At 65.0% G+C, this 25,507-nt stretch carries 19 protein-coding genes; 8 read left to right on the top strand and 11 right to left on the bottom strand.

Annotated elements, in window-relative coordinates:
- Positions 1-42: 42 nt before the first annotated feature.
- The 3 genes from QX073_RS00480 to QX073_RS00470 all read right to left on the bottom strand — a co-directional run bounded on the left by QX073_RS00480 (position 43) and on the right by QX073_RS00470 (position 5,100).
- Positions 43-3,141: a MexW/MexI family multidrug efflux RND transporter permease subunit gene (locus QX073_RS00480; protein ID WP_315715753.1), complete on the bottom strand. Its 3,099-nt coding sequence runs from the start codon at positions 3,139-3,141 to the stop codon at positions 43-45.
- 80 nt (positions 3,142-3,221) lie between these two features.
- The gene (locus QX073_RS00475; protein ID WP_315754709.1) at positions 3,222-4,412 is read right to left on the bottom strand and encodes an efflux RND transporter periplasmic adaptor subunit; all 1,191 of its coding nucleotides are present in this window, start codon (positions 4,410-4,412) and stop codon (positions 3,222-3,224) included.
- 1 nt (position 4,413) lies between these two features.
- Positions 4,414-5,100, bottom strand: a complete 687-nt coding sequence (locus tag QX073_RS00470) for a helix-turn-helix domain-containing protein (protein WP_315715751.1) — start codon at positions 5,098-5,100, stop codon at positions 4,414-4,416.
- A gap of 280 nt (positions 5,101-5,380) precedes the next feature.
- Between QX073_RS00470 and QX073_RS00465 the strand changes: the two genes are divergently transcribed.
- The 3 genes from QX073_RS00465 (at position 5,381) to QX073_RS00455 (ending at position 8,147) form a co-directional block, all read left to right on the top strand.
- Entirely contained in the window at positions 5,381-6,601 is a 1,221-nt protein-coding gene (locus QX073_RS00465; protein ID WP_316225128.1) for a cytochrome P450, read from the top strand.
- A gap of 60 nt (positions 6,602-6,661) precedes the next feature.
- Positions 6,662-7,684: a hypothetical protein gene (locus QX073_RS00460; RefSeq protein WP_316225126.1), complete on the top strand. Its 1,023-nt coding sequence runs from the start codon at positions 6,662-6,664 to the stop codon at positions 7,682-7,684.
- Positions 7,685-7,850: 166 nt separating this feature from the next.
- A complete protein-coding gene (locus QX073_RS00455) occupies positions 7,851-8,147 on the top strand; it encodes a hypothetical protein (RefSeq protein ID WP_316225124.1) in 297 nt (98 codons plus the stop codon).
- A gap of 426 nt (positions 8,148-8,573) precedes the next feature.
- Here the strand turns inward: QX073_RS00455 and QX073_RS00450 are convergent, their stop codons facing one another.
- The 3 genes from QX073_RS00450 to QX073_RS00440 form a co-directional block, all read right to left on the bottom strand.
- Positions 8,574-9,515 carry an NAD(P)H-binding protein gene (locus QX073_RS00450; RefSeq protein WP_316225577.1) on the bottom strand — a complete coding sequence of 314 codons (942 nt, stop codon included), beginning with the start codon at positions 9,513-9,515 and terminating at the stop codon, positions 8,574-8,576.
- 138 nt (positions 9,516-9,653) lie between these two features.
- Entirely contained in the window at positions 9,654-10,502 is an 849-nt protein-coding gene (locus QX073_RS00445) for a VOC family protein (protein WP_316225122.1), read from the bottom strand.
- Positions 10,499-11,758: a Glu/Leu/Phe/Val dehydrogenase gene (locus QX073_RS00440; RefSeq protein ID WP_316225120.1), complete on the bottom strand. Its 1,260-nt coding sequence runs from the start codon at positions 11,756-11,758 to the stop codon at positions 10,499-10,501. Before QX073_RS00440 ends, QX073_RS00445 begins: the two co-directional genes overlap by 4 nt.
- Positions 11,759-11,963: 205 nt before the next feature.
- Here QX073_RS00440 and QX073_RS00435 point away from each other — a divergent pair, with 205 nt between their 5' ends.
- Positions 11,964-12,857, top strand: a complete 894-nt coding sequence (locus QX073_RS00435; protein WP_315715822.1) for a sugar kinase — start codon at positions 11,964-11,966, stop codon at positions 12,855-12,857.
- 20 nt (positions 12,858-12,877) lie between these two features.
- Entirely contained in the window at positions 12,878-13,786 is a 909-nt protein-coding gene (gene rbsK / locus QX073_RS00430) for a ribokinase (RefSeq protein WP_316202287.1), read from the top strand.
- Here the strand turns inward: rbsK and QX073_RS00425 are convergent.
- Positions 13,783-15,018 carry an NAD(P)/FAD-dependent oxidoreductase gene (locus QX073_RS00425; protein ID WP_315826399.1) on the bottom strand — a complete coding sequence of 412 codons (1,236 nt, stop codon included), beginning with the start codon at positions 15,016-15,018 and terminating at the stop codon, positions 13,783-13,785. The genes rbsK and QX073_RS00425 overlap by 4 nt on opposite strands.
- Positions 15,019-15,132: 114 nt before the next feature.
- Between QX073_RS00425 and QX073_RS00420 the strand changes: the two genes are divergently transcribed.
- A complete protein-coding gene (locus tag QX073_RS00420) occupies positions 15,133-15,918 on the top strand; it encodes an enoyl-CoA hydratase/isomerase family protein (protein WP_315826400.1) in 786 nt (261 codons plus the stop codon).
- A gap of 8 nt (positions 15,919-15,926) precedes the next feature.
- Here QX073_RS00420 and QX073_RS00415 read toward each other — a convergent pair whose 3' ends face one another.
- Both QX073_RS00415 and QX073_RS00410 read right to left on the bottom strand, forming a co-directional pair.
- Entirely contained in the window at positions 15,927-17,633 is a 1,707-nt protein-coding gene (locus QX073_RS00415) for an IlvD/Edd family dehydratase (protein ID WP_315826401.1), read from the bottom strand.
- Positions 17,634-17,771: 138 nt separating this feature from the next.
- Positions 17,772-18,590: an NAD(P)-dependent oxidoreductase gene (locus QX073_RS00410; protein ID WP_315826402.1), complete on the bottom strand. Its 819-nt coding sequence runs from the start codon at positions 18,588-18,590 to the stop codon at positions 17,772-17,774.
- 89 nt (positions 18,591-18,679) lie between these two features.
- Between QX073_RS00410 and QX073_RS00405 the strand changes: the two genes are divergently transcribed.
- Positions 18,680-19,648, top strand: coding sequence for an SMP-30/gluconolactonase/LRE family protein (locus QX073_RS00405; protein WP_315715742.1), 969 nt, complete (start codon positions 18,680-18,682; stop codon positions 19,646-19,648).
- Positions 19,649-19,743: 95 nt separating this feature from the next.
- On the opposite strand, the gene QX073_RS00400 is transcribed toward QX073_RS00405, so the two are convergent.
- Positions 19,744-21,174 carry an aldehyde dehydrogenase family protein gene (locus QX073_RS00400; protein WP_315754729.1) on the bottom strand — a complete coding sequence of 477 codons (1,431 nt, stop codon included), beginning with the start codon at positions 21,172-21,174 and terminating at the stop codon, positions 19,744-19,746.
- 490 nt (positions 21,175-21,664) lie between these two features.
- Complete coding sequence (locus QX073_RS00395; protein WP_316225116.1) at positions 21,665-24,034, bottom strand: transketolase; 2,370 nt, start codon at positions 24,032-24,034, stop codon at positions 21,665-21,667.
- A gap of 141 nt (positions 24,035-24,175) precedes the next feature.
- On the opposite strand from QX073_RS00395, the gene QX073_RS00390 reads away from it, so the two are divergent.
- Complete coding sequence (locus QX073_RS00390; protein WP_315715739.1) at positions 24,176-24,637, top strand: Lrp/AsnC family transcriptional regulator; 462 nt, start codon at positions 24,176-24,178, stop codon at positions 24,635-24,637.
- The last annotated feature ends 870 nt before the right edge of the window (positions 24,638-25,507 follow it).

Here is a 25,507-nt window from a genome sequence, read left to right as displayed (position 1 = left end):
GCAGCCGCCGTTGATCTTCAGCCCCCCAAAGAAACTGCCCGCTCACGTCGCCTTCAGCGCGTGGTCGGTCTCGGCGTCGAACTGGGCGATCTGCCGGGCGCGCAGCGACTTGGCGGCGGCCTGGTGGTTGGTGGCGATGACGGTGTAGACGGCCGGCAGCACGAACAGTGTGAACAAGGTGCCGATCGACATGCCGGCGACGACGACGAGGCCGATCGAGAAGCGGCTGGCGGCGCCGGCGCCGGTCGCGGTCAAGAGCGGGATCAGGCCGGTGACCATCGCCGCCGTGGTCATCAGGATCGGCCGCAGGCGGATGCGCGCGGACGTCTCGATGGCGGTGCGGCGGTCCATCCCCTCGTTGAGCTGCAGCTCGTTGGCGAACTCCACCATCAGGATGCCGTGCTTGGTGATCAGGCCGACCAGCGTCAGCAGGCCGACCTGGGTGTAGATGTTCATGGTCGCCAGCCCGAAGAACAGCGGGATCAGCGCGCCGACGATCGCCATGGGCACGCTGATCATGATCACCAGCGGATCGCGCAGGCTCTCGAACTGCGCCGCCAGCACCAGGAAGATGATGACCAGCGCGAAGCCGAAGGTGATGGCGAGCTGATTGCCCTCCTGGACGTATTGACGGGCGTCGGCGAGATAGTCGTGGCTGAAGCCGGACGGCAGGTTCTTGGCCTGCTTCTCCAGGAAGTCGACCGCCTGCCCGACGGTGACGCCCGGCATCGGCACGGCGGAGAAGGTCGCCGAGTTGAGCTGGTTGAAATGCGTCAGCGAGTTCGGGTCGGTCGCGGTCTCGATGTTGACGACGGTCGACAGCGGCACCTGCTGGCCGGCCGAGGTCGCGACATAGTAGCCGGACAGCGATTCCGGCGAGATCCGCTTGTCACGCGGCACCTGCGGAATCACCTGATAGGAGCGGCCCTCGAGGTTGAAGCGGTTGATGTAGTTGCCGCCGAGCAGTACGGCCAGCGTGTTGCCGATCGACTGCATGGTGATGCCGAGATCGCTCGCCTTGCTGCGATTGATCCAGACCTTGACCACCGGCTGATTGAACTCGAGGTCGCTGTCGGAGACGATGAACATGCCGCTCTTGCGGGCGGCGTCCTTCAGCTTGGCCATCTGCTCATAGACCGCCTGGAAGCCGCTGGTCGAGCTGATCACCATCTGCACCGGCAGGCCGCCGGGGCCGCCCGGCAGCGCCGGCAGGTTGAAGGCGAAGGCGTTGATGCCCTCGATCTTGGACAGCTCCGCCTGCACCAGCGGCTTCAGCTTGATCGAGGAGCGCGTGCGCTCGTCCCAGGGCTTGAGCAGCATGCCGGCAAAGCCGCCCTGCGGGCCGAGGATGCCGTTCAGAACGAAGCGAAGGTCGGTCTCGGGGAACTTCTGGAACGCCTTGTCGACCTTGTCGGTGTAGAAGTTGATGTAGTCGATGTTGGCGTATTTCGGTGCCTTGGTGATCGAGAACACGATGCCCTGATCTTCCTCCGGCGCCAGCTCCTTCGAGGTGTGCATGTAGAGGAAGCCGACGAGGCCGAGGATCGTCAGCGCGAACAGCGCCGTCACCGGCCGGTAGTCGAGCGAGCGGTCGAGCTGCCGGCCGTACCAGCGCGTCATCGCGCCGAACACCCGGTTGACGAGCCGCGCGAAGCGGCCCTCCTCGGCGCTGCGCAGCAGCACCGAGCACATCATCGGCGACAGGGTCAGCGCGATGACGCCGGAGACGATGACCGAGCCGGCGAGCGTGAACGCGAATTCGCGGAACAGCGAGCCGGTGAGACCGCCGAGGAAGCCGATCGGGGCATACACCGCAGCCAGCGTGATCGTCATCGAGACGACGGGACCGACGATCTCGCGGGCGCCCTGCAATGCGGCCTGCACGGGCGCTTTGCCCTCCTCCAGATGGCGATGGATGTTCTCCACCACCACGATGGCGTCGTCGACGACGAGGCCGATCGCCAGCACCATGGCGAGCAGGGTCAGCAGGTTGATGGAAAAGCCGAACGCCAGCATCATCGTGCAGACGCCGATCAAGGACAGCGGGATGGTTACGACGGGAATGATGACCGAGCGCAGCGACGCCAGGAACAGGAAGATCACGACGATGACGATCAGCACGGCCTCGCCGAGCGTGTGCTCGACCTCGTCGATCGACGACTGGATGAACTTGGTGGAATCGTAGGCCACCTTCATCTTCATCGACGGCGGCAAATTGCGCTCGAGGTCCGGGAACAGCGCGCGCACGCCCTTGACGATGTTGAGCGGGTTGCCCTGCGGCGTCGCGTCGACGCCGATGAAGATCGCGCGCTCGCCGTTGAAGGCGACGCTGGCGTCGGTGCTCTGCGCGGCGAGCTCGACGGTGGCGATGTCCTCCATGCGGACGAAGCCGCCGTCCTTGGCCTTGACGATCATCCGCTTGAACTGGTTGACGTCGGTCAGGCCGGTGTTGGTCGTGACGTTGGAGACGATGAAATAGCCCTTGGCCTGGCCGGCCGCGGACTGGAAGTTGTTGGCGGCGATGGCCGCCGCCACATCGGTCGGCGACACGTTGCGGCCGGCCATCTTCTCCGGATTGAGCCAGATCCGCATCGCAAAGGTCTGGCCGCCCAGGATGTTCGCCGCGGCGACACCATCGACGGTCGACAGCACCGGCTGCACCACGCGCGTCAGATAGTCTGATATCGCCGAGCCCGACAGCTCCTCGCTGGAGAAGCCGAGATACATCACCGAGGTCGTCTGTCCCGTCGTCTTGGTGACGATGGGATCGTTGGATTCCTTCGGAATGAGGTAGCGGACCGAGTTCACCTTGGCGAGCACCTCGGTGAGCGCCTGGTTCGGATCGAAATTGAGCTTGATGAACACCTGGATCGTGCTGGTGCCCTGCACCGAGGACGAGGTGATGTAGTCGACGCCCTCGGCGGATGCGACCGCCTGCTCCAAGGGCGTGGTGATGAAGCCCTGCATCAGATCGGCGGAGGCGCCGGGATAGACGGTCGTCACGTTGACGACGGTGTTGGACAGCTTCGGATATTGCCGGATCGGCAGCACGAAGGCGGCGCGCAGGCCGAGCAGCAGAATGAGCAGGCTGACCACGACCGACAGCACCGGGCGCTTGATGAAGATATCGGTGAAACGCATCGCGGCAATCCCGTCAGCAGAAGTCAGATGAGGTCCGGGCGGGCCGCCTCAGGGCGGCCCGCCATTGGATCAGAGGTCGCTCAGTAGCGCGGCGGCTTCGCCGGGACCGGCGGCAGCGGATCGGTGGAGATCGCGACCGCGGCGCCGGACTGGATCTTGAGCTGGCCGACGGCGACGACGCGATCGCCTTCCTTGAGGCCCTTGAGGATCACCGCGCGGCCGTTGATGCGGTCGCCGGTCTGCACATAGATGCGGTCGGCCGTCAGCGCGGTCTTGCCGTCGTCGGTCTTCTTCTCGTTGATGACGAACACCGAGTCGCCATACAGCGTGTAGTCGACCGCGGTCTCCGGCACCGTCAGCACCGGCGGCTTGTCCGGCAGCACCACGGTGGCGGTGGCGAACATGCCCGGCTTCAGGATGCGCTCCGGATTGGCGATCGTCGCCTGCACGCGGATGTTGCGCGTGTCGGTCGCGATCTGCGGCTCAATCGTGGTGATCTTGCCTTCGAAGGTCCGGCCCGGATAGGCATCGACGCCGATGCGGACGGTCTGGCCGACCTTGAGCTGGCCGCTGTCCTTCTCCGTCACGGTGAAGTTCACCCACAGCTCCGACAGATCGGTCAGCGACACGATCTGCGTGCCGGCGCTGAGATACTGGCCAACCTCGACCTTGCGGACGCCGAGATCGCCGTCGAACGGCGCGCGCACCAGCTTCTGCGCGATCAGCGCCTCGGTCTTGGCGATGCCGGCCTGGGCCTGGTCGTAGGCGGCCTGGGCCTGGTCGACGGTCGCCTGCGGCCCGAACTGGCGCGACGCCAGCTGCTTGGCGCGATCAAGCGACAATTGCGCCACAGTCACCTGGGCCTTGTAGTTGGCGAGATCGCCCTGATCCGGCGCGTCATAGAGCTGCACCAGCGGCGCGCCCTGCTTCACCGTGGAGCCCGGCGTGAACATGATGTCGGTGATGCGGCCGCTGACGTCCGAGGTCACGTTGACCTGATGCACGGCGGCGAGATCGCCGACTGCGGTCAACAGGTTCGGCACCGTCTCCGAACTCGCCGTCGCGACGCTGACGTTGAGCGGCGGCGGCTTCATGTTGGCGAAGAACTGCGCGATCATCTTGTCGCGGAACATGTTGAACCATACGAGACCGCCGACCAGCGCCACGAGCAGGCCGCCAACCACGATGAACCACAGCACCGGGCGGGTGCGCTTGCGCGGCTTGCCGTGGACCGGCTTTCCTGAGAGCTTGGGTTCCGTCGCAATGTTCATGTCATGCACTTTCTGCCGTCGCCGGCCGGGCCGGAGGTTGCGACAATTCGTGATCGAGGTAGCACGCAATGGCGGCGTCGGTCAGTCCGATGCCGCGCAGGATGAATTCGCTGAGCTGGCGCTCCAGGCTCGCCGCAGTTCCATACGGCACACAGGGAATGGATGGAAGCCGCGTCAATGCCGCCATCAAGACCGTGTGATGCGCGAACCAGAACAGATCGCGCGGCGCGGCCGCCAATCGCACGGCGTCACCGGAGGCAACGGCGCTGTCCAGAGAGTTAACGAACTTGGCGCCGATCAGATCATCGATCTTCGTATACAGCAGCCTTGCGAACTCGCCATCGTCGAGATGGCTCGACGCCATCAGCCGCAGCCGCTGCTCTTCTTCCTCATTGGGGCCGTCGGCAATGCCGAGGAAATGCCGGACCATCCCGGCCATCAGCATGACCAGCGTCGCGGTCGAAGGTTCCTGGCTGAGCAGCACCTCGAAATCCGGATCGGTCTCGCACTCCTCGGTGAGGATCTCCGCATAGAGCGCCGCCTTGGAGGGGAAATGTTTGAACAGCAGCGCTTCCGAGATCGCCGCCGCGGCGGCCACGCTCTTGGTCGTGGTGCCGGCATAGCCATGACGCGCGAAGCAGCGCTTGGCTGCACCGAGGATCAGCTGCCTGCGGAGATCGCTTGTCATGCGCAAAGTGGACATCGGCCGTGAGTAAATACTCACTTGATCTGTGTCAAGAAAGATGCCGCGGCGCAGCAGGGTCGGCGGCCAAGTCCCTGAAATTGCAGGCGGGATTTCACCGGCGCCAAAGGCAATTTTATACCTCTCAAAGCGGCGGATCTGGGGCACCGCTCCATCGGTGGACGCAAGGCCGCGCGGAGACCACCGCGGCGGGCACATTTTCTTCCGCCGCTCGCCGTGCGACGGTCGCCGGGACAAAAACAAGAATCGGCCGGGAGGACCAGACATGACCGACGACGCAGCGCTCGCCAGCCAGTTCGATCTCGAGAGCCTGACGCCGGAGTTCTACGCCGATCCCTACCCGACCTATCGCGCGCTGCGCCGGCACGCCCCGGTCAAGCGCATGCGCAACGGCTCCTATTTCCTCACCCGCTACGACGATCTGATCACCGCCTACAAGGCAACCAGGACGTTTTCGTCGGACAAGAAGCGCGAGTTCGCGCCCAAATACGGCAACTCGCTGCTGTACGAGCATCACACGACGAGCCTCGTCTTCAACGATCCTCCGGCGCACACCCGGGTGCGCCGCCTGATCATGGGCGCGCTGTCGCCGCGCGCGATCGCCGAGATGGAGCCGGCGCTGATCGCGCTGGTCGACGGACTGCTGGACTGGATCGCCGCCAAGGACCGCTTCGAGCTGATCGAGGATTTCGCCGCGGCAATTCCGATCGAAGTGATCGGCAACCTGCTCGGCGTGCCGCACGAGGAGCGCGCCCCCTTGCGCGACTGGTCGCTCGCCATCCTCGGCGCGCTCGAGCCGGTGCTGTCGGCCGAGCAATTCGCCCGTGGCAACCAGGCGGTCGGCGACATGCTGACTTATCTCAAAGACCTGGTCGCGCGGCGGCGCGCGGCTCCCGGCAATCCCGAACGCGACGTGCTGACCCGGCTGATCCAGGGCGAGGCCGACGGCGAGCGGCTGAGCGAGACGGAGCTCTTGCACAACTGCATCTTCCTCCTCAATGCCGGCCACGAGACCACCACCAATCTGATCGGCAACGGCCTCGTGCTGCTGGGCCAGCATCCGGCCGAGCGCAGGAGGCTGATCGAGGCCCCCAACCTGATCCGCACCGCGGTCGAAGAGATCCTGCGCTACGAGAGCTCCAACCAGCTCGGCAATCGGATGACGACGGAAGCCGTCGAGCTTGGCGGCATCGCGTTGGCGCCCGGAACATCGGTCACGCTGTGCATCGGCGCTGCCAACCGCGATCCCGCCCAGTTCGACGATCCCGAACGCTTCGACATCACCCGCCTCGCCAACCGCCACCTCGCCTTCGGCACCGGCGCCCATCAATGCGCAGGGATGGCGCTGGCAAGGCTGGAGGGCGCCGTGGCAATTGGGCGGTTCTTGGCGCGGTTTCCGAACTATCAGCTCGAGGGCGAGCCAGTGCGCGGCGGCCGGGTGCGGTTTCGCGGGTTTGCGAGTGTGCCGTGTGTTGTTGAGGGCTGAAGTGTGATAGCAACTGATTGAACCGATACCGCACTGGCTTTAAACTTGGAGGGCGACAACGTGCGCATCTTCATCGATGAGAGCGGGACATTTAGCGGATTTCAAGCCAATTCTGTCAGCCTCGTTGGGGCGCTGGTGATCCCAGACGTGTTGCTGAGTAATATTGAAAAGAAGTATGCGAAGTTCCGGGACGGGTTGCCGAAAGAAAACGGGGAGGTGAAGGGAAAGCTCCTCAACGAAAGACAAGCAGACAAAGTCGTCACGCTCCTCATGCGCAACGAGGCACTGTTTGAGATAACGGCGCTTGATCTCGGCCTGCATCAAGAAGATGCGGTCCGCAATTATAAGCAGAAGCTCGGCGAGCAAATGCTGGCGAAGGTAGCCAATTTCAGAGAAGATGTTCGCCCGGAAGTCCAAGCAGCCAGCGAATACATCCTGCAAGCCCCGCTGAATCTGTTTCTGCAAGCGCTCACAACATTCAATGTGCTGCACCGAGTTATCAGCCGCGCAACGACATTCTTCGCGCAACGAAAGCCGTATGAGCTTGGCTCTTTTTCGTGGATCGTGGACGGGAAAGAACCGGCCAAGGTCACCAGATGGGAGGAATGGTGGGCGCACTACGCGCAAGGCGCGCTTTCGAGCATGTCAAAGCGACGCCCGGCATGGATGCTGCCCGAATCCTTTAATGCCGATTACTCGTTCTATGAGAAATTCAGTTATGAAGATGAAAAGGGTAGCGCAGGAACCTCGCTGAAGCTGTTGCTCAAGGATATTACTTTTTCTGCACAAACATCACATGGTCTTGAATTCGTGGATATTCTGACGAACGGCGTTCGGCGGGCGCTCACGGGGAATTTGCAGCGGGAAGGCTGGCAGAACATGCATCGCCTGATGATCCACGAAAACGGCGAGCCCTATATCTCGTTCGTTCTGTTTAGCGAGGGCGAGGACATTATTCACGCTGCTCCCTACACAGACGTGGTCAACAAGGGTTTTTCGAAAAATGGACGACCGATGCTGACTAAGCGCAATCTCAGGCTTGCATTGAATGCACAAGGCGGCAGACCGCTGATAGCGGTATAAAGACGCTACCAACGTCTCGTCCGGACTAGTGTGTTACCTAATGGATCGCACCGAATCGGCAAGAGTTCTGGAATGCGCGCAGCTTTGCGTTCCTTGAGCGAAGATGTCCGCCTGCCCGACCCGACGGGCAAATCGCTCCCGCGCAAATGGCCGGCACGAATGCGCGATGACCCGGACCAGCCTGCTGATCACTCGTCAATCGTCGCCCAAACGGCCTGCGCTGAAAAACTCAGTTCGCAAGGCGCCTCAATCAGATCTCCCTGTTCAGCACATCGCACAAAAATATTCCTCTTTCTTTTTTCCGGAAATCATGATTGTATGTCGCCGTCCCGTCTCACACGAGGGACGCTTCGCGGTCGTCACGAACGTCGAGGCGGGATGCGGTGGGCGTGTCGGTGCTGCGGCGTGGGTTTCCACCCGGACGAACGGCATCGATGCGCACGGTCAAGTCGCGTGGTCCTGACACCCCGACGCTGGTGTCCCGCGCAAATGCGCGCAAGCGCATTGTCGCGATACGGTGGCCAGAAAGCCCGGAGCACCGGGGAGAACGCGAAGCAGCCGTCAAACCATCGCGCGGGGAATGCCGGGTGTTCTCGGCTGAACCTGTGGTTCCTGCCGCCTGCATTTTTTCCGCAGGCGGGCCATGGGTGCGGCCAGCGCCCGGCATTCCCCGTGCCCTCTTCTCGAAGAGGGCAGGACGAACGGTAAAGCTCGGACGCGAAACGCGCCGCGAGAAGAAGACCGCATGTCTCATCTCTCCGTCATTGCGAGCGAAGCGACCTGTCCGCCAAAGCCCGAAGGGCGACGGCGGAAGCAATCCAGGGCCGCGCCCGCGACTCTGGATTGCTTCGTCGCTTGCGCTCCTCGCAATGACGCGGAGAGATCGAGGTTAAAACACAGCGTGATCGCCGCGCTCGGCGGTCGCCTCGCCGCGGATCAGCCTGGCGTAGTAGTCGAACAGCGTCTCCGATCCCGTCGACGGCGTGGCGTCGGCGTCGTAGCGGCCGGTGGCGGGATCGAGCACCAGCATGGATTCGGTCGCGTAGTAGCGGCCGATGCGGGCGAGCTCCGCCTTGTCGGCCAGCGACGGCACGATCCGCTTGGCGACATCGAGCCCGCCGATGATGACATCGAGCAGCGCCACCGGGACGTGCCGGAAGTGCGGCTTGCGTCCGAGCAGCGCGAACAGATGCTCGCCCTGTTCGATCGGCGTGATGGCGGGGCCTGGGCCGCCGATCGGCAGCACCCGGTTCCAGCGGCGCTCGTCATCGAGACATCCGGCCAGATAGTCGCCGAGGTCCCCGTCGCTGATCGGCTTGCACGCCGTCAACCGGCCGTCGCCGAACACCAGATAGGGCCGGCCCTGCTTAACCCGCGCGACCTGCCCCGACAGCGACTTGAAGAACGCGGTCGGGCGGACGATCGAGTAGGTCAGCCCCTGCTCCATCAGATGCGCTTCGAACGCCAGCTTGGCCCTCTGAAACGCCAGCAGCGGCTTCTGCACGCAGATGGCGGACAGCAGGACGAAGTGACTCACACCGGCACTCCGCGCGGCATCCAGCACGTTCACATGGGCTTCGCAATCGATCGCCTGGGCATCCCTGGGCACGCCGGTCCGCGAGGCCATGCAGGACACCACGGCGTCGAACCGCTCACCGCCAAAGCCGTCACGTGCGAGGGAGGCGGGATCGGTGACATCCCCCGTCCTGACGGTGGCGCCCGCGATCTTCACGGCGTCATGGCGCGGACGCACCAAGCAGACCACCTCGTGCCCGCGCGCGACGAGCCCGCGTACGGTGGCACGGCCGATCGTTCCCGTCGCGCCGAGCATGAAGATGCGGCGTGGACGGGACACAGTGGCTGGAGCCGGTTCGGAAGGAGAGATCATCGGCGTGGCAAAGACTCCGAATGCCGTTCCGACCTATATCACGGGCGGCTGGCCCATGACGCCGTCGGCTCCGCTTCGACCTCACTGCGCCGCGCGCGGCGTCTTCTCCAGGATCAGCGTATGGATGCCGCAGGTGCCGCTGTAGAGGCTCATCACCCGTGTGCCCGGCTTTCGACCGGCGCGCGGCTCGGAGACCTGCAGGCCGGCGGCGAGCAGCCGCGCGCGCGTCGCCTCGATGTCGGCGACGCGCCAGCTCAGGCCCCACAGCTTGTCATTGGCCTTGTCGTTGCCGGCGACCGGCCGCTTCACCACTTCGACGATCAGGTCGCCGCAGCGGAAGAACATCAACTGGCCCCATTCCTGATGGCTGCGGTCGAGCGCCATGTCGAGGCCGAGCCGCGCGCCGTAGAGCGCGGCGGCGCGTTCGGGATCCTCGGTCGAGATCACGATATGGTCGAGGCCGAGCACGGCCGTATCGGCGGTCTTGACGGACGGCGGGCGCGGCTCGGCGAGCTCAAGGAAGAACATGCGCACGCCACGCGTGAGATCGGTCATGGCGCGGGTGCGCTTCCAATGCAGCGTCTGGCCCGAGATGCGATCGGTGTTGTCAACCTCGGCAATCGGATCCGGCTTCAGCGCGACCCGCTCGAGCCGCCGATGCATCTTGCCGATATCCCCGGTGGCAAAGCAGATACTGGCGAGCCCCTCGCCCCAGATCTTGATGACGTTGCGGATGCGGTCGGCGGCCACGCCCTGGCCCGCCGGCGCCATCAGCTCCAGGCTCATATTGTCGAGCGTGAACAGGACGCGATCGGCGCCCTCGCCCGAATTCTGCCAGGACGGCTTGCGCGCCAGCAGCGTCTCGAACGCGGCGCTGCCGGCCTGGATGTCCTGCAGCAGGACGACGACGTGGTCGAGGCCGGTGATCACGGAAACAGCCCTCGCGAGTTCTTGGCGGCGCGCACCTTCTCCACGCCGATCGCCATCGCCGCGGTCCGGTGGGAGATGCCGTCGGCCTTGCCGCGCGTCAGCATGCGCTCGAAGGCACGGTCAAGGATCTGGTACTCCCTGCGCATCACCTCCTCTTCCTCCCAGAACAGCTGCTGCAGGTCCTGCACCCATTCGAAATAGCTGACGATGACGCCACCGGAATTGCAGAGAATGTCGGGAATGAGGAAGATCTCGTTGCGGCGCTGGTCGAGCACCAGATCGGCGTCCGGCGTGGTCGGGCCGTTGGCGGCTTCCGCAATGACGCGGCATTTCAGGTTCGCCGCCACCTTGGCGTCGATCACCCGCTCGACCGCGGCCGGCACGAGGATGTCGCAGGCCAGGGTCAGGATCTCCCGCGGATCGAAGGCGAGCTCGGTGGAAAAGCCGGCGATGCTGCCGTGCCTGGCGGCGTGCGCCATCAAGGCCGGGATGTCGAGACCGCGCGGATCATGGAGGGCGCCGGTGTGATCGCTGACCGCAATCACCTTCATCCCCATCTGGTGGAAGCCGAGCGCGGCAAAGGAGCCGACATTGCCAAAGCCCTGCACGACCGCGGTGGACTTGGTCGGGTCGATGCCCAGCTCATCCATCACCCGCCGCGACACATGGGCGACGCCGCGGCCGGTCGCCTCGCGGCGCCCCAACGTGCCGCCGGAGAACACCGGCTTGCCGGTCACGATCTCCATCACCGTCTGCCCTTGGTACATGGAATACGTGTCCATGAACCACGCCATCACCTGCTCGTTGGTGCCCATGTCGGGCGCCATCACGTCGGTATGCGGGCCGACGAACGGGATCATCTCCTGCATGTAGCGGCGCGACAGCGATTCGAGCTCGCGCTTCGACAGCTTGGAGAGATCGACGTTGATGCCGCCCTTGGCGCCGCCATAGGGCAACCCGACCAGCGCGCACTTCCAGCTCATCCAGATCGCGAGCGCGGCGACCTCGCCAATGTCGACCGTCGGAGCGAACCGCGTGCCGCCCTTGGTCGGCCCCATCGTCAGCAGATGCTGGACCCGGTAGCCTTCATAGACCGCGATCGTGCCGTCATCCTTGTGGATCGGACACGAGACGGTGATCGCCCGCTTCGGCAAGAGCAGCCGGTCCCGCTCGTCGGCTGGGATGCCAAGGTGGTCGGCGATCACGTTGAACTGATTGGTGGCCATCTCGAAGACCGGACCCGCATAGACAGTCATATTCCACTCCCGAATCTGCGCTTCTGCAGGCCGGCAACCATAGCGCGACCCGAGCGCCGGCGGCAGGGGGCCACCGGTAGCAGACGGCCGATCTCAACCACCAAGGTGACGATTTGACGAAGAATTTCAGCGTTGATCCGCTTTGACCGCTTGCTAATCTGCGGCGCCGGGGCCGCGATCACCCCTTAGTGAGACAGAAATGGCAATGCAGGCCCTCTTCATCGGACAGACCTACATCGACGTGACGTTCATCACCGACCACATGCCGACGGGGGACGAGAAGCACGTGGCATCCGACTATGCCGTCTCGTTCGGCGGCAATGCGGTGACTGCGGCATTTTGCTGCGCCAAGCTCGGCATCGTGCCCGACCTGATCGCCACCGTCGCGAATGACTGGCTCGGGCGGATGTTCCAGGACATGACCGCGAAATACGGCATCTCCGTCCATCCCCGGAAGGTCAATGCCTCCTCGCTGTCCTTCATCATGCCGAAGGACGGCAAGCGCGCCATCGTGCGCTGCCGCGACGATGCGCATATCCACCCGTTCCCGCTGCTCAATCTCGGCAATTGCAAGGCGCTGCATGTCGACGGCCACCAGCCCGACGCGGCGTTGCATTATGCCAAGCTGTGCCGCGAGGCCGGCATCCTGACCTCGCTGGACGGCGGCGGCCTGCGCACCAACACCCATGAGCTCCTGGAATATATCGACGTCGCGATCGTGGCCGAGCGGCTGTGCGAGCAGATGGACCTCACGCCGGAGAAGATGCTCGACTACCTGAAGAGCCGCGGCTGCCGCATCGGCGGCGTCACCCAGGGCGAAAAGGGCCTGCTCTGGTATGACGAGGTCGGCGCCGTGCATACGCTGCCCGCCTATCCGATCCCGCGCGAGCGCGTGATCGACACCAACGGCGCCGGCGACGTCTTCCACGGCGCCTATGTGTATTCGTACCTCGCCAATCCTGCGAAGGGCTGGAAGGAGCATTTCGAGTTCGCCCGCGCGGCCTCGACGTTCAAGATCCAGAAGCTCGGCAACGAGGCCGGCCTGCCGACGCTCGCCGATATCGAGCTGGTTCGGCAGGAATTCGAGGCTCGCGTCTAGCGGTTGTGGGGAGCAGGCGGATGGGGCGGGTCGTCGTCGCCGGCAGCATCAACATGGATGTGGTGGCTGCGGCCGAGCGCCATCCGCGCATCGGCGAGACCGTCGCCGGCCGGTCGGTGATGTACTTTCCGGGCGGCAAGGGCGCGAACCAGGCCGTCGCCGCGGCCAAGCTCGGCGTGCCGACGGCGCTGATCGGCCGGCTCGGCCGCGACGCCTTCGGGGAGCAGTTGCGCGCATTTCTCACGGCTCAGGGCATCGATCTCACCGCCGTGAAGGACAGCGCCAGCGCGTCGACCGGCACCGCGATCATCACGCTGGCCAAGGCCGACAACACGATCGTGGTGATATCAGGCGCCAACGCCGAGGTCAGCGCCGACGATGTGGCGCGGGTGTCTCTCGCCTCGGGAGACGTGGCCGTCAGCCAGTTCGAGATCCCGCAAGCGACGATTGCCGCGTTCTTCCAGCGTGCCAAAGCGGCCGGCGCCACCACGATCCTCAACCCCGCCCCCGCGAGCGCCTTCGACAGCACGCTGTTTGCGCTGGTTGATGTCCTCGTGCTCAACGAAACCGAGCTCGGTTTCCTGGCCGGCATCGAGCTCGGCGACGCGCCGACGCCGCAGCAGGTGAATGAGGCGGTTCGCGCGCTCAAGCCTCGCGACGACCAGACGGTCTGCGTCACGCTCGGCGCGCGTGGCGCGGTCGCGGTTTCTGGTGCCGAGGCCCGGCTGGTCGAAGGCCGCGCGGTGAAGGCCGTCGACACTACCGGCGCCGGCGACTGCTTCGTCGGTGCGCTCGCCGCGCGGCTGTCGCAGGGCGCGGCGATTGCGGATGCGATCGGCTATGCCAACGTCGCCGCGTCGATCTCGGTGCAGCGCATGGGCGCCGGCCCGTCGATGCCGACCGAGGAGGAGGTTCGCGCGTGGCTCTAGGCCAGAGCGCTCTTCAGGTCGAAGCTGGGATCAGCGGCCTTGGCTGCATCCAAGGTGCCGCCCGCAGCCAGCAACTTGCGGCCGAACATATGGTCGCCGGCGCGGTTGACCGACTCGATGCCGACCAGCCGGCCCTCCTTGTAACAGAACGCGGAGAATGCCTTTTGCGCCGGGTCACCGCGCAGAACGACCTGGTCATAGCCGGTGGTGAGCCCCGCGATCTGGAGCTTGTCATTGCCCTGGTCGCTCCAGAACCACGGCTGTCCGTCATAGGGCTTGACGTCGCCCGTCAGCCGCGCCGCGACGCAGCGGGCGTGATCGGTGGCGTTCTGCACCGACTCCAGCCGCAGCGTCCCGCCGAAGCGCTGGCTGACGAACAGGGCGCAGTCGCCGATGGCCGAGATGTGCGGATCGCTGGTGAGCAGATATTCGTCGACGACGATGCCGGAGGCGACCTGCAATCCAGCCTCGGCGGCGAGCTCGACATTCGGCAGCACGCCGACGCCGACCACGACGAGGTCAGCGGGGATGTGCCGACCATCGCTGAGGCTGACGCCGGTGACCTTGTTGCCGTCGGCCTCGATGCTGGTGGCCTGCACGCCGAGATGGATGCGCACGCCGGCTTCCGCATGCTGCTTCTGGAAGTAGTCCGAGATCTCGGCGGTCACTGCCCGCGCCATCACCCGCGCGCCGAGCTCGAGCACGTCGACCTCGAGGCCCTTGATCCGCGCAGTCGCTGCGAATTCAAGACCGATGAAGCCGGCGCCAATGACGACGGCCCGCTTGGCATCGGCGAGCAAGCCTCGCAGCGCTTCGCTGTCGTCGAGAATGCGCAGATAGCGCACCGCCGGGAGATTGGCGTTGGGAATGTCGAGCAGCCGGTTGCGCGCACCGGTCGCGAACACGAGGTGCCCATAGTCGAGCGTCCTACCGGAGGCGAGCAGCACCCGGCGCTGATCGCGCTGAACAGCGACGGCACGATCGTAGACGAGATCGATGGTCTGGTCGGCGTAGAACTTCTGCGGTCGGAACATCAGGGTCTCGGGACCGCCGGTGCCCTTCAGATACGCCTTCGACAGCGGCGGGCGCTGATACGGCAGATGCGACTCGTCGTTGATCAGATGAATCGGATCGGCAAAGCCTGCCTGACGCAGCGAGGTCGCGAGCTGGAATCCCGCATGCCCCGCACCCACGATCACCACCGGTCCCTTCGTCACTGCACCCTGCCCCATTCAGTCATTGTCCACGCCGACGGAACCGGGTTTTGGCAGACTTGTCCGGCATTGTCACCGGTCCCGCCGTACGGTTTAAATGCGGCAACAAAAGCCACGCCCCGGGAGGTATGAATGTCGGACGCCGTAGCGGAACCTGCCCGCCTGAGCATCGAAGGTCCGATCGCGACCATCACGCTCGACCGCCCGGCAGCGTTCAACGCCATCAACCTTGCGATTGCGAAGCGCTTGGAGCTGCTTGCGGCCCAGGTCGAGGCCGACGACACCATCCGCGTGCTGATCCTGAAAGGCGAAGGCCGCGCCTTCAGCGCCGGCGGCGACCTGCAGACGATCGGCGCTGCCGCTGAGGCCGACGCCATCACGCCTGTCGTCAGCGAACTGCTGCATCACTACCATGCCTTCATCGCGAGCCTGCGGCGCATGCCCAAGATCGTGCTGGCGAGCGTGCACGGCTCCGCCGCCGGCGCGGGGATGTCGCTCGCCTTCGCCGCCGACCTCTGCATTGCCGCCGAGGACGCGCGCTTCACGCCGGCCTATGCCAAGCTCGGCGTGTCGCCCGACGGCGGCGGTACAGTTGGCGTGGTCGCCACTGTGGGCATCAGGCGGGCGCTGCAGATCTTCCTGGCGGAGGACAGCTTCACGGCCGCGCAGGCCCGTGAATGGGGCTTGGTCGCGAAAGTCGTCCCCGCCCCCGAGCTCGCGGCAGCCACCGACGCGCTGGCGCAGCGGTTGGCGCAGAATGTGCCGGCGGGGATCGCGGCGACCAAGGCGCTGATCCATCGCGCGCCAACCAGCTCGGTCGAAGACCAGCTCGCCGCCGAGCGCGATGCCATCATCAACTGCATGCACACGGATGAATTCCGCGCCGCCGTGAAGCGGTTCACCAGCAAGGGAAAGTAGGACTGCGCTCACCCCTTCCCTTTCCGGCGCATGAAATCGAAATCGCAGCCGTCGTCGGCCTGCAGGATCGTTTCATGGAAGAGATGCGCATAGCCGCGCTCCGCCCATTCGGGCGTTGCGGCTTGCTTCAGCGCAGCGCGACGCCGGTCCAACTCGGCGTCGTCGACCAGCAGGTCGATGCTGCGCTTGGGAACATCGAGCCGGATCATGTCGCCGCTCCGCACCAGCGCCAGCGGGCCTCCAACCGCGGACTCCGGGGTGATATGCAGCACGATGGTGCCGAAGGCGGTGCCGCTCATGCGCGCATCGGAGATGCGCACCATGTCCTTCGTGCCGCCGCGCGCGAGCTTCTTCGGGATCGGCAGGTACCCCGCCTCCGGCATGCCGGGTGCGCCTTTCGGCCCGGCGTTGCGCAGCACCAGGACGTCGTCGGCCGAGACGTCGAGATCGGGAGCATCGACCCGCAAGGTCATGTCCTCGATCGACTCGAACACGACGGCGCGCCCGGTGTGCTGCAGCAGCTTGGGGCTTGCCGCCGAATGCTTGATGACCGCGCCGCGCGGCGCCAGATTGCCGCGCAGCACGGCAAGGCCGCCTTCCGGCTTGATCGCGTCGTCGCGCGCGCGGATCACGTCCTGCCCCGGCACGTCCTCGGCGGCGGCCACGATGTCGCGCAGCGATTGGCCGGTGATCGAGCGGCAATCGAGATCGATGAGATCGCCGAGCTGCTTCATCAGCTTTGGCACGCCACCGGCGTGATGGAAATGCTCCATGTAGTGATCGCCGGACGGCTTGAGATCGACCAGCACCGGCACCTCGCGACCGATGCTGTCGAATGCATCGAGGTCGATTTTATGCGGCGTCCGGCCGGCGATGGCGGTGAGATGCACGAGCCCGTTGGTCGAGCCGCCGATCGCCTGCAGCACCACCTGCGCATTCCGGAACGCCGCAGGGGTCAGCAGTTCGCTCGGCTTCGGTCCCTTCACCTTGGCCATCTCGGCCGCGACCCGGCCGCTGGCCTCGGCCGAGCGGAAGCGCTCGGCATGCGGCGCCGGGATGGTCGCGCTCATCGGCAAGGACAGTCCGAGCGCCTCGGTGATGCAGGCCATTGTCGAGGCCGTGCCCATCACCATGCAGGTGCCGACCGAAGGAGCGAGCCGGCCGTTGACTGCGTCGATCTCGCTGCCGTCCATCTCACCGGCGCGATACTTCGCCCAGAGACGTCGGCAGTCGGTGCAGGCGCCGAGCACCTCGCCCTTGTGATGCCCGACCACCATCGGCCCGACCGGAATGACCACCGTCGGCAGATCGGCCGACACCGCAGCCATGATCTGCGCGGGCAGGGTCTTGTCGCAGCCGCCGATAACCACCACCGCATCCATCGGCTGCGCGCGGATCATCTCCTCGGTTTCCATCGCCATCAGATTGCGCAGATACATCGAGGTCGGATGCGCAAAACTCTCGGCGATCGAGATGGTCGGAAACACGAACGGCATCGCGCCCGACAGCATGACGCCGCGCTTCACCGCCTCCAGGATCTGCGGCACGTTGCCGTGGCACGGATTGTAGTCGCTGTAGGTGTTGGTGATGCCGACGATCGGGCGATCGAGCGCGTCGTCCGAATAGCCGGCCGCCTTGATGAAGGCCTTGCGCAGGAACAGCGAGAAGCCGGCATCGCCGTAAGCGGTCAGTCCCTTGCGCAATCCATCGGTCATGGTCTTCTCTTCTTTCATTCTCAACGTCATTCCGGGGCGCGCGAAGCGCGAACCCGGAATCCAGACATTGTCTTGCGCTCTCACATCGAGATTCCGGGTTCGCGTCCTGCGGACGCGCCCCGGAATGACGAGGTCGGATCAACCCCAGTCGATGATCCGGCTGGTGTCGCCGTCGAACTCAGTGGTGCAGAACGCGCCGCCCTGGAAATAGTCGCCGATCGGATCGGCGGGCAGCTTGGCCTGCTCGGCCAAGGCGTGCTCACGGAAATCCTCCGCGCGGCCGGTCGGGCGATAGCCGAGGTCATAGGCACGCTGGTTGTCCCACCAGGCGCGCTCGTTCAGCGATGCGCCATAGAGCACTTCAAAATGGATGTCGGGATGCTCAAGGCCGATGCGGCAAAGTTGCACCAGATCTTCCGGCTTGAGCCAGATCGACAGCCGGCGCTTGTCGAGCGGCTTGTCGCCGAAATTGCCGATGCGGATGCAGGTCACCTTCAGCCCATGCTTGTCGGCATAGAGCGAGCCGACCGCCTCACCGAACACCTTGCTGACGCCGTAGCGGCCGTCGGGGCGCGGCTGCACCTCATTGTCGATCTTGCGGTGCCGCGGGTAGAAGCCGACCGCATGGTTCGACGACGCGAACACCACGCGCTTGACGCCCTTGCGGCGGGCCGCCTCGAACAGGTTGTAGCCGCCGATGATGTTGGCCTGCAGGATGTCGTTCCACGGTCCCTCGACCGAATAGCCGCCGAAATGGATGATGCCGTCGACGCCTTCGCACAGCGCCTCGACCTGAGCGAGGTCGGCAAGATTGGCCGCCTTGAAGGTCTCCTGGCTGGAAAGATCGGCAGGCGGTTTCAGGTCGCTGAGCAGAAGGTCCGGATAGATCGGCGGCAGCAGCTTCCGCAAGGAAGTGCCGATTCCACCGCTCGCACCGGTCATCAAGATACGTGGCATTTCATCCCTCGTGTTGGGTCCGCAGGTTTGCGGTTGTGGCGAGCCAATGATAGCAGAGATCGCAACCGCGCAATAACAGGACCGGCCAAATGTCCGACGGAAACGCTCACGCGCAGGGCTGGCGCCCTGCCACCTTCTATCCCGATCCGGCGATCCAGGCGCTGGATCCGCGCTTCGAGAAATACTGGCTCAAGCTCTCGGCCGTGGAGCGGCTGGCGACCGGCCTGCGCTGGGCGGAGGGGCCAGTGTGGTTCGGCGACGGGCGCTATCTGTTGTGCAGCGATATCCCCAACCAGCGCATCCTCAAATGGGAGGAGGAAAGCGGCGCGGTCTCGGTGTTTCGCAAGCCCTCCAATTTCGCCAATGGCAACACCCGGGATCGCCAGGGCCGTCTCGTCACCTGCGAGCACGGTGGCCGCCGCGTCACGCGGACCGAGTATGACGGCTCCATCACCGTGCTGATCGACTCCTTCGACGGCAAGCGGCTGAACTCGCCAAACGACGTCGTCGTCAAATCGGACGACTCGATCTGGTTCACAGATCCGACCTTCGGCCTGCTCGGCAATTACGAGGGCTACAAGGCCGAGTCCGAGATCGACGCCAACGTGTACCGGATCGACGCGGCCACGGGCCGGGCGACCATCGTCGCCGAGGGCGTGCTGGGACCGAACGGGCTGTGCTTCTCGCCCGATGAATCCATCCTCTACATCGTCGAATCCCGCGGCGTACCGAACCGCAAGATCCTCGCCTATGACGTCTCCGCCGATGGCAGCAAGCTCGCCAACAAGCGCGTCCACATCGATGCCGGTCCGGGCACGCCGGACGGCATGCGCTGCGACGTCGACGGCAATCTCTGGTGCGGCTGGGGGATGGGCTCGCCCGAACTCGATGGCGTCATGGTGTTCGCGCCCGACGGCGCCCCGATCGGCCGCATCGCCTTGCCCGAGCGCTGCGCCAACCTCTGCTTTGGCGGCCTCAAGCGCAACCGGCTGTTCATGGCCGCCAGCCAGTCGATCTACGCGCTCTACGTCAACACGCAGGGCGCGCTGGGGGGATAATTGGCCGTCATTGCGAGGAGCGAAGCGACGAAGCAATCCAGACTTCCTTCCCGGCCCCTGGATTGCTTCGCTGCGCTCGCAATGACGGAGACCAATCAAGCCGCGTTGTAGCCCGCGATGGCCTTGACCTCGAGATACTCCTCGAGACCGAACCGGCCCCATTCGCGGCCGTTGCCGGACTGCTTGTAGCCACCGAACGGCGCGGTGCGGTCGTTCGGGACACCCTGCAGGTTGACGTTGCCGGCGCGGATCTTGCGGCCGACCTCGCGGGCCTTCTCGATCGTCGGGGCCGTGACGTAGCCGGCAAGACCATAGGGCGTGTCGTTGGCGATACGCACCGCCTCGTTCTCGTCCTTGGCGCCGATGATCACGAGCACTGGTCCAAAGATTTCCTCGCGCGAGATCGTCATCTCAGGCTTGACGTCGGCGAAGATGGTCGGCCGCACATAGAAGCCCTTGTTGACGCCCTCCGGCAGGCCCGGGCCGCCGGCGACGAGGGTCGCGCCCTCCTCGATACCCTTATTGATGAGGGCCTGGATCTTGTCCCACTGGCCGCGATTGACGACCGGGCCGATCGTGGTGCCCTCGCCGCGCGGGTCACCCGCCTTGGTCTTGTCGGCGACGCCCTTCGCGATGGCAGCGACTTCCTTCATGCGCGCGGCCGGCACGATCATGCGCGACGGCGCGTTGCAGGACTGGCCGGAGTTGTTGAACATGTGCATGACGCCGCCGGTCACCGCCTTCACCAAGTCGGAGCCCTCCAGGATCACGTTCGGCGACTTGCCGCCGAGTTCCTGGCTGACGCGCTTCACGGTCGGCGCCGCGCGCTTGGCGACGTCGATGCCGGCGCGGGTCGATCCGGTGAACGAGATCATGTCGATGTCCGGATGCTCGCTCATCGCAGCGCCGACCTCCGGCCCGAGGCCGTTGATCAGGTTGAACACGCCCTTCGGCACGCCGGCTTCATGCAGGATCTCGGCGAAGATCAGCGCCGAGGTCGGAGTGAATTCCGACGGCTTCAGGATCATGGTGCAGCCCGCGGCCAGCGCCGGCGCGACCTTGCAGGCGATCTGGTTCAGCGGCCAGTTCCAGGGCGTGATCATGCCGACCACGCCGACCGGCTCGCGCACGACCACGGACGCAGGCAGCGTCTCCTCGAACTCGTACTTCTTCAGCACGTCGAGCGTCGACATCAGATGGCCGAGGCCGGCGCCGGCCTGCAGCTTCTCCGCCATCGGCAGCGGCGCGCCCATCTCGTCGGAGACGGCGGCGCCGATCTCCTTCATGCGGCCCTTGTAGATCGTGATGATCTTCTCGAGCAGCGCGACGCGCTCCTCGCGCGAGGTCTGTGAGAAGGTCTCGAAGGCGCGCTTGGCGGCGGCGACGGCCTTGTCGACATCGGCCTTGGAGCCCAGCGCAACCTCGTACATCGCCTCCTCGGTCGCCGGATTGATGACCTGGGTGGACTTCTTGACGACCGGATCGACCCAGGCGCCGTCGATGTAGAATTGCAGGCGATTGACCATCGGAAAACCTCTTCACGTGGAAGCATCTGGAGGGGGCGGCAGCACGCGGCCGGCATCCTGGCACGCGCGATCCGCGGGATGAACCCGCCACATGCGGGGACCGGGGTTGCGTCCCGCGGATATAGGAGCAAGGCCGCGACCGGCGCAAGCCGACCGGCCTGCGTTTCGTCGCCGATCCATTTTGCATCGCAGCAACCGCGTGTCCCCTTCGCCCCCTCCAGATCGCCATCATTCCGGATGGCAGAATTCCCGCCGTCGAAGATTCATTTCCAAGATGTGAACTGCTTCACATCGCCGTTCGATCGCTCTGGCTAATCTCCTCTTCATAGATATCCCGGCATCTCGAAAGGACGCCGGATAAGATTTCAGAACCGATATTTTCGCCAGTTCTTATTGCGCAGCCTTTCAGTACGTAGACATTTGATCCAAGTTGCGACGCCGTCTCCTTCATCCAGGTGAGGGAGACGGCGTCCCCGTTTTTGGCCCGCCCTCACACTGCCATCTTGCGATGCCGCACCGGCGCGCCAGTGAGGCTCTCGGCCGCATCGATGATCGCGTTGGCGTCCATCCCATTGTGGCGATAGAGGTCGTCGATCGTCCCGGTCTGGCCGAATTTCTCAACCCCCAGCGCCTCGACGCGATGGCCGCGCACCGAGCCGAGCCAGCCGAGCGTCGCCGGATGGCCGTCGATCACGGTGACGATGCCGCAATCGCGCGGCAGCAGCGCCAGCAGTTGTTCGATGTGGCTGAGATGTTGCACGCCGCGCCGATGCCGCCGCAGGCTGCGCGCCGCCGTCCATCCGGCATGCAGCCGGTCCGCCGAGGTGATCGCGAGCAGGCCGACGTCGCGGCGGGACTCGCCGATCAGGCCGGTGGCCTCGATCGCCTCCGGCGCGACCGCGCCGGTATAGGCGACGATCACCTCGGCATTCGGTCCCGGCTTGCGCAGCCAATAGGCGCCGGCGGCGATGTCGGATTCCAGCTCCGGCGTCATGATCCGCTGCGGCTGATCGATGGTGCGCGTCGACAGCCGCAGATAGAGCGAGCCGCCCTCGCCTGCCTCGCGCTGCATGTGGGCAAAGCCCCATTTCATGATCGCGGCGAGCTCGTCGACGAAGGCCGGCTCGAACGACGACAGCCCGTCCTGCGCCATGCCGATCAACGGTGTCGCGATCGACTGATGCGCGCCGCCCTCCGGCGCCAAGGTCACGCCCGACGGCGTGGCCGCCACCATGAAACGCGCATCCTGATAGCAGGCGTAGTTCAGCGCATCGAGGCCGCGCTCGATGAAGGGATCGTACAAGGTGACCACCGGCAGCAGCCGCGCGCCGTTGATGGCGTGCGACAGGCCAAGCGCCGAGGCCATGATGAACAGGTTCATCTCGGCGATCCCCAGCTCGATATGCTGGCCCTTCGGCGAGGCCGCCCAATTGAAGGTCGACGGGATCTTCTCGCTGCGGAACAAATCCGCCTTCTCCGCGCGGGCGAACAGGCCACGGCGGTTGACCCAGGCGCCAAGATTGGTCGAGACGGTGACGTCGGGCGACGAGGTCACGATGCGCGAGGCCAGCGCGGTGTCGCTGCGGGCGAGATCGTTGAGAATCAGGCCAAAGCCCTGCTGCGTCGACATCTGCGCCGCCGCGGTGAAGGTCAGCCGCTCCGGCACGTCGAACACCGCATCATCGAGCCGGCGGCCATCGCGATTGAACGGCACCGACGCGAGGAACGACTCCAGCGTCGAAGCATCCTGCGTCAGTCCCTCGAACTTGTCCCACTCATGGCCCGGGCGAATGTTCTGCTGCGCGCGCCACTTCTCCATCTGGGCGACGGTCATCAGGCCGGCGTGATTGTCCTTGTGGCCCTGGAACGGCAGGCCGACGCCCTTGATGGTATAGGCGATGAAGCACACCGGGCGGTCGTGGTCGATGGACTCGAAGGCATCAAGCATGCTGGCCATGTCGTGGCCGCCGAGATTGCTCATCAGCGCCAGCAACTCGTCGTCGGTGCGCTTGTCGAGCAGCCGGGTCACGTCGCCCTGATCGCCGATCTCGTCCTGGATGTGCTTGCGGAAGGCAGCCCCACCCTGGAAGCACAGCGCCGCATAAAGCGCGTTCGGGCAGTTATCGATCCAGCGCCGCAGCGCCTCGCCGCCGGGTTCGGCAAACGCCTCTCGCATCAGCCGGCCGTATTTCACGATCACCACGTCCCAACCGAAATTGCGGAACATGGTTTCGAACTTCTCCCACAGGCCCTCGCGCACGACGGCGTCCAGGCTCTGGCGGTTGTAGTCAACGATCCACCAGGTGTTGCGCAGGCCGTGCTTCCAGCCCTCGGCCAGGGCCTCGAAGATATTGCCCTCGTCCATCTCGGCGTCGCCGACCAGCGCGATCATGCGGCCCTCGCGGCGGCCCTTCATCCAGCCATGCGCGTGTACGTAGTCCTGCACCAGCGAGGAGAACAAAGTCTGCGCGACGCCGAGGCCGACCGAGCCGGTCGAGAAGTCGACATCGTCGACATCCTTGGTGCGCGACGGATAGGATTGCGCGCCCTTGAAGCCGCGGAAATTCTCCAGCTTCTCGCGCGTCTGCCGGCCGAACAGATATTGGATGGCATGGAAGACGGGGCTCGCATGCGGCTTCACCGCGACGCGGTCCTCCGGGCGCAGCACCGAGAAGTACAGCGCCGACATGATGGTCGCGAGCGAGGCGGAGGAGGCCTGGTGGCCGCCGACCTTCAGGCCGTCGGTGTTCGGCCGGATGTGGTTGGCGTGATGGATGGTCCAGGACGACAGCCACAGCGCCTTGCGGGTCAGCGCGTTCAGGATGTCGAGACGGTCTGACGATGCGGATGGCGTGGCCATGGCGCGCTGCTCCCCGGGGCCTTGTTGGATTCGCCGATTTTAATCCTGTCGCACCGGCCATAATTCTCAATTTTTCGCGTGCAGTTGCCGATTGTTGAGATATTTTCCCATTCAGAATCCACTTTGAGCGATTTTATCCCAATGCCCGAGCTCGACGCCATCGACCGCAAGATCCTCGGCCATCTCCAGGCCGACGGCCGCATCACCATGCAGGAGCTCGCCGACAAGGTCGGGCTGTCGGTCTCGCCCTGCCACCGCCGCGTCAAGCTCTTGGAGGAGCGCGGCGTCATCACCCGCTATCTCGCGACCGTCGACCAGAAGGCGCTCGGGCTGCACGTGTCCGTCTTCATCTCCATCAAGCTCGCGCGGCAGAAGGAGGAGGACCTCAAGCGCTTCGAAAAGGCGATCTCGGCCTGGCCCGAGGTGCTGGAATGCTATCTGATGACGGGAAATCGCGACTATTTGCTGCGCGTGGTGGCGGCTGATTTGTCGTCGTATGAGGCGTTCCTGAAGAGCAAGCTGACCCGCCTCGACGGCATCGCCTCGATCGAGTCGAGCTTTGCGCTGAGCCAGGTGAAGTACTCCATCGCGCTGCCGGTGTGAGCCGGGTCCCATCCACGACCTCAGCTGTCGTCCCTGCGAACGCAGGGACCCATACTCCGCGGCAGACGTTGCGAAGAACGACTGGTCCAACATCGTGCGCAACAACATCTCCCTGGGGTTATGGGTCCCGGATCTGCGCGTGCTGCGCGCGCTTGTCCGGGACGACAGCGGAGAGCCAAGCGAGACTTTCGGCCGTCTCTGGCGCTCGGCCATGAGAGACCTCGCATGAGCCCCTCTCCCCGCGCCGTCATTCCGGGGCGCCCGCAGGGCGCACCGCTGCGCGACGCGTCCCGGAATGACGACCTTTGTTGTGTCATCGGATTTGCCACAATCGTGAGTCCAGGACCGACCGGGATGGTCACATGCGTTCTCACTCCCGCGGCGCGCTGCGCCCGAGGTCATGCTGATCTCATCGCCCTCATAACAGAGGGCGCAGGGAAGGCCGGGCGCTGGCCGCGCCCGTGGCCCGCCTGCGGAAGAAAGTGCAGGCGGCAGGTACCACAGGTCTGGCCGAAGACGCCCGGCCCTCCCTGCGCGATGGTTTTGACGGCTGCTTCGCGTTCTCCCCGGTGCGCCGGCTTTTGGCCACCGTGCGCGACGACGCGCTGTCCGCGCGCCGCCGCGGGGACACCAGCATCGGGGTGCCAGGACCGCGCGACTTGACCGTGCGTGCATCATTGTTCGTCGGCGCGAATGATCACGCTGCAACGACACACGCCCATCGCATTCCGCTGCCGACGTCCATGACGACCGCGATACGTCCCCTCCGACGCAACGGAACGGGCTGGACTGTAATGCTGATTATACGAAATCGGCAAGCGATTTAATTTTTGCCTGACGGCTGGACAGGATTTTAGCGCGCGATCTGAT

Origin of the sequence: Bradyrhizobium sp. SZCCHNS3052 (assembly GCF_032484495.1) — a bacterium.
In the GTDB taxonomy this organism is placed as follows: Bacteria; Pseudomonadota; Alphaproteobacteria; order Rhizobiales; family Xanthobacteraceae; genus Bradyrhizobium.
The sequence above is the reverse complement of the archived record's forward strand: the minus strand, read 5'-3'. Positions and strand labels throughout refer to the sequence as shown.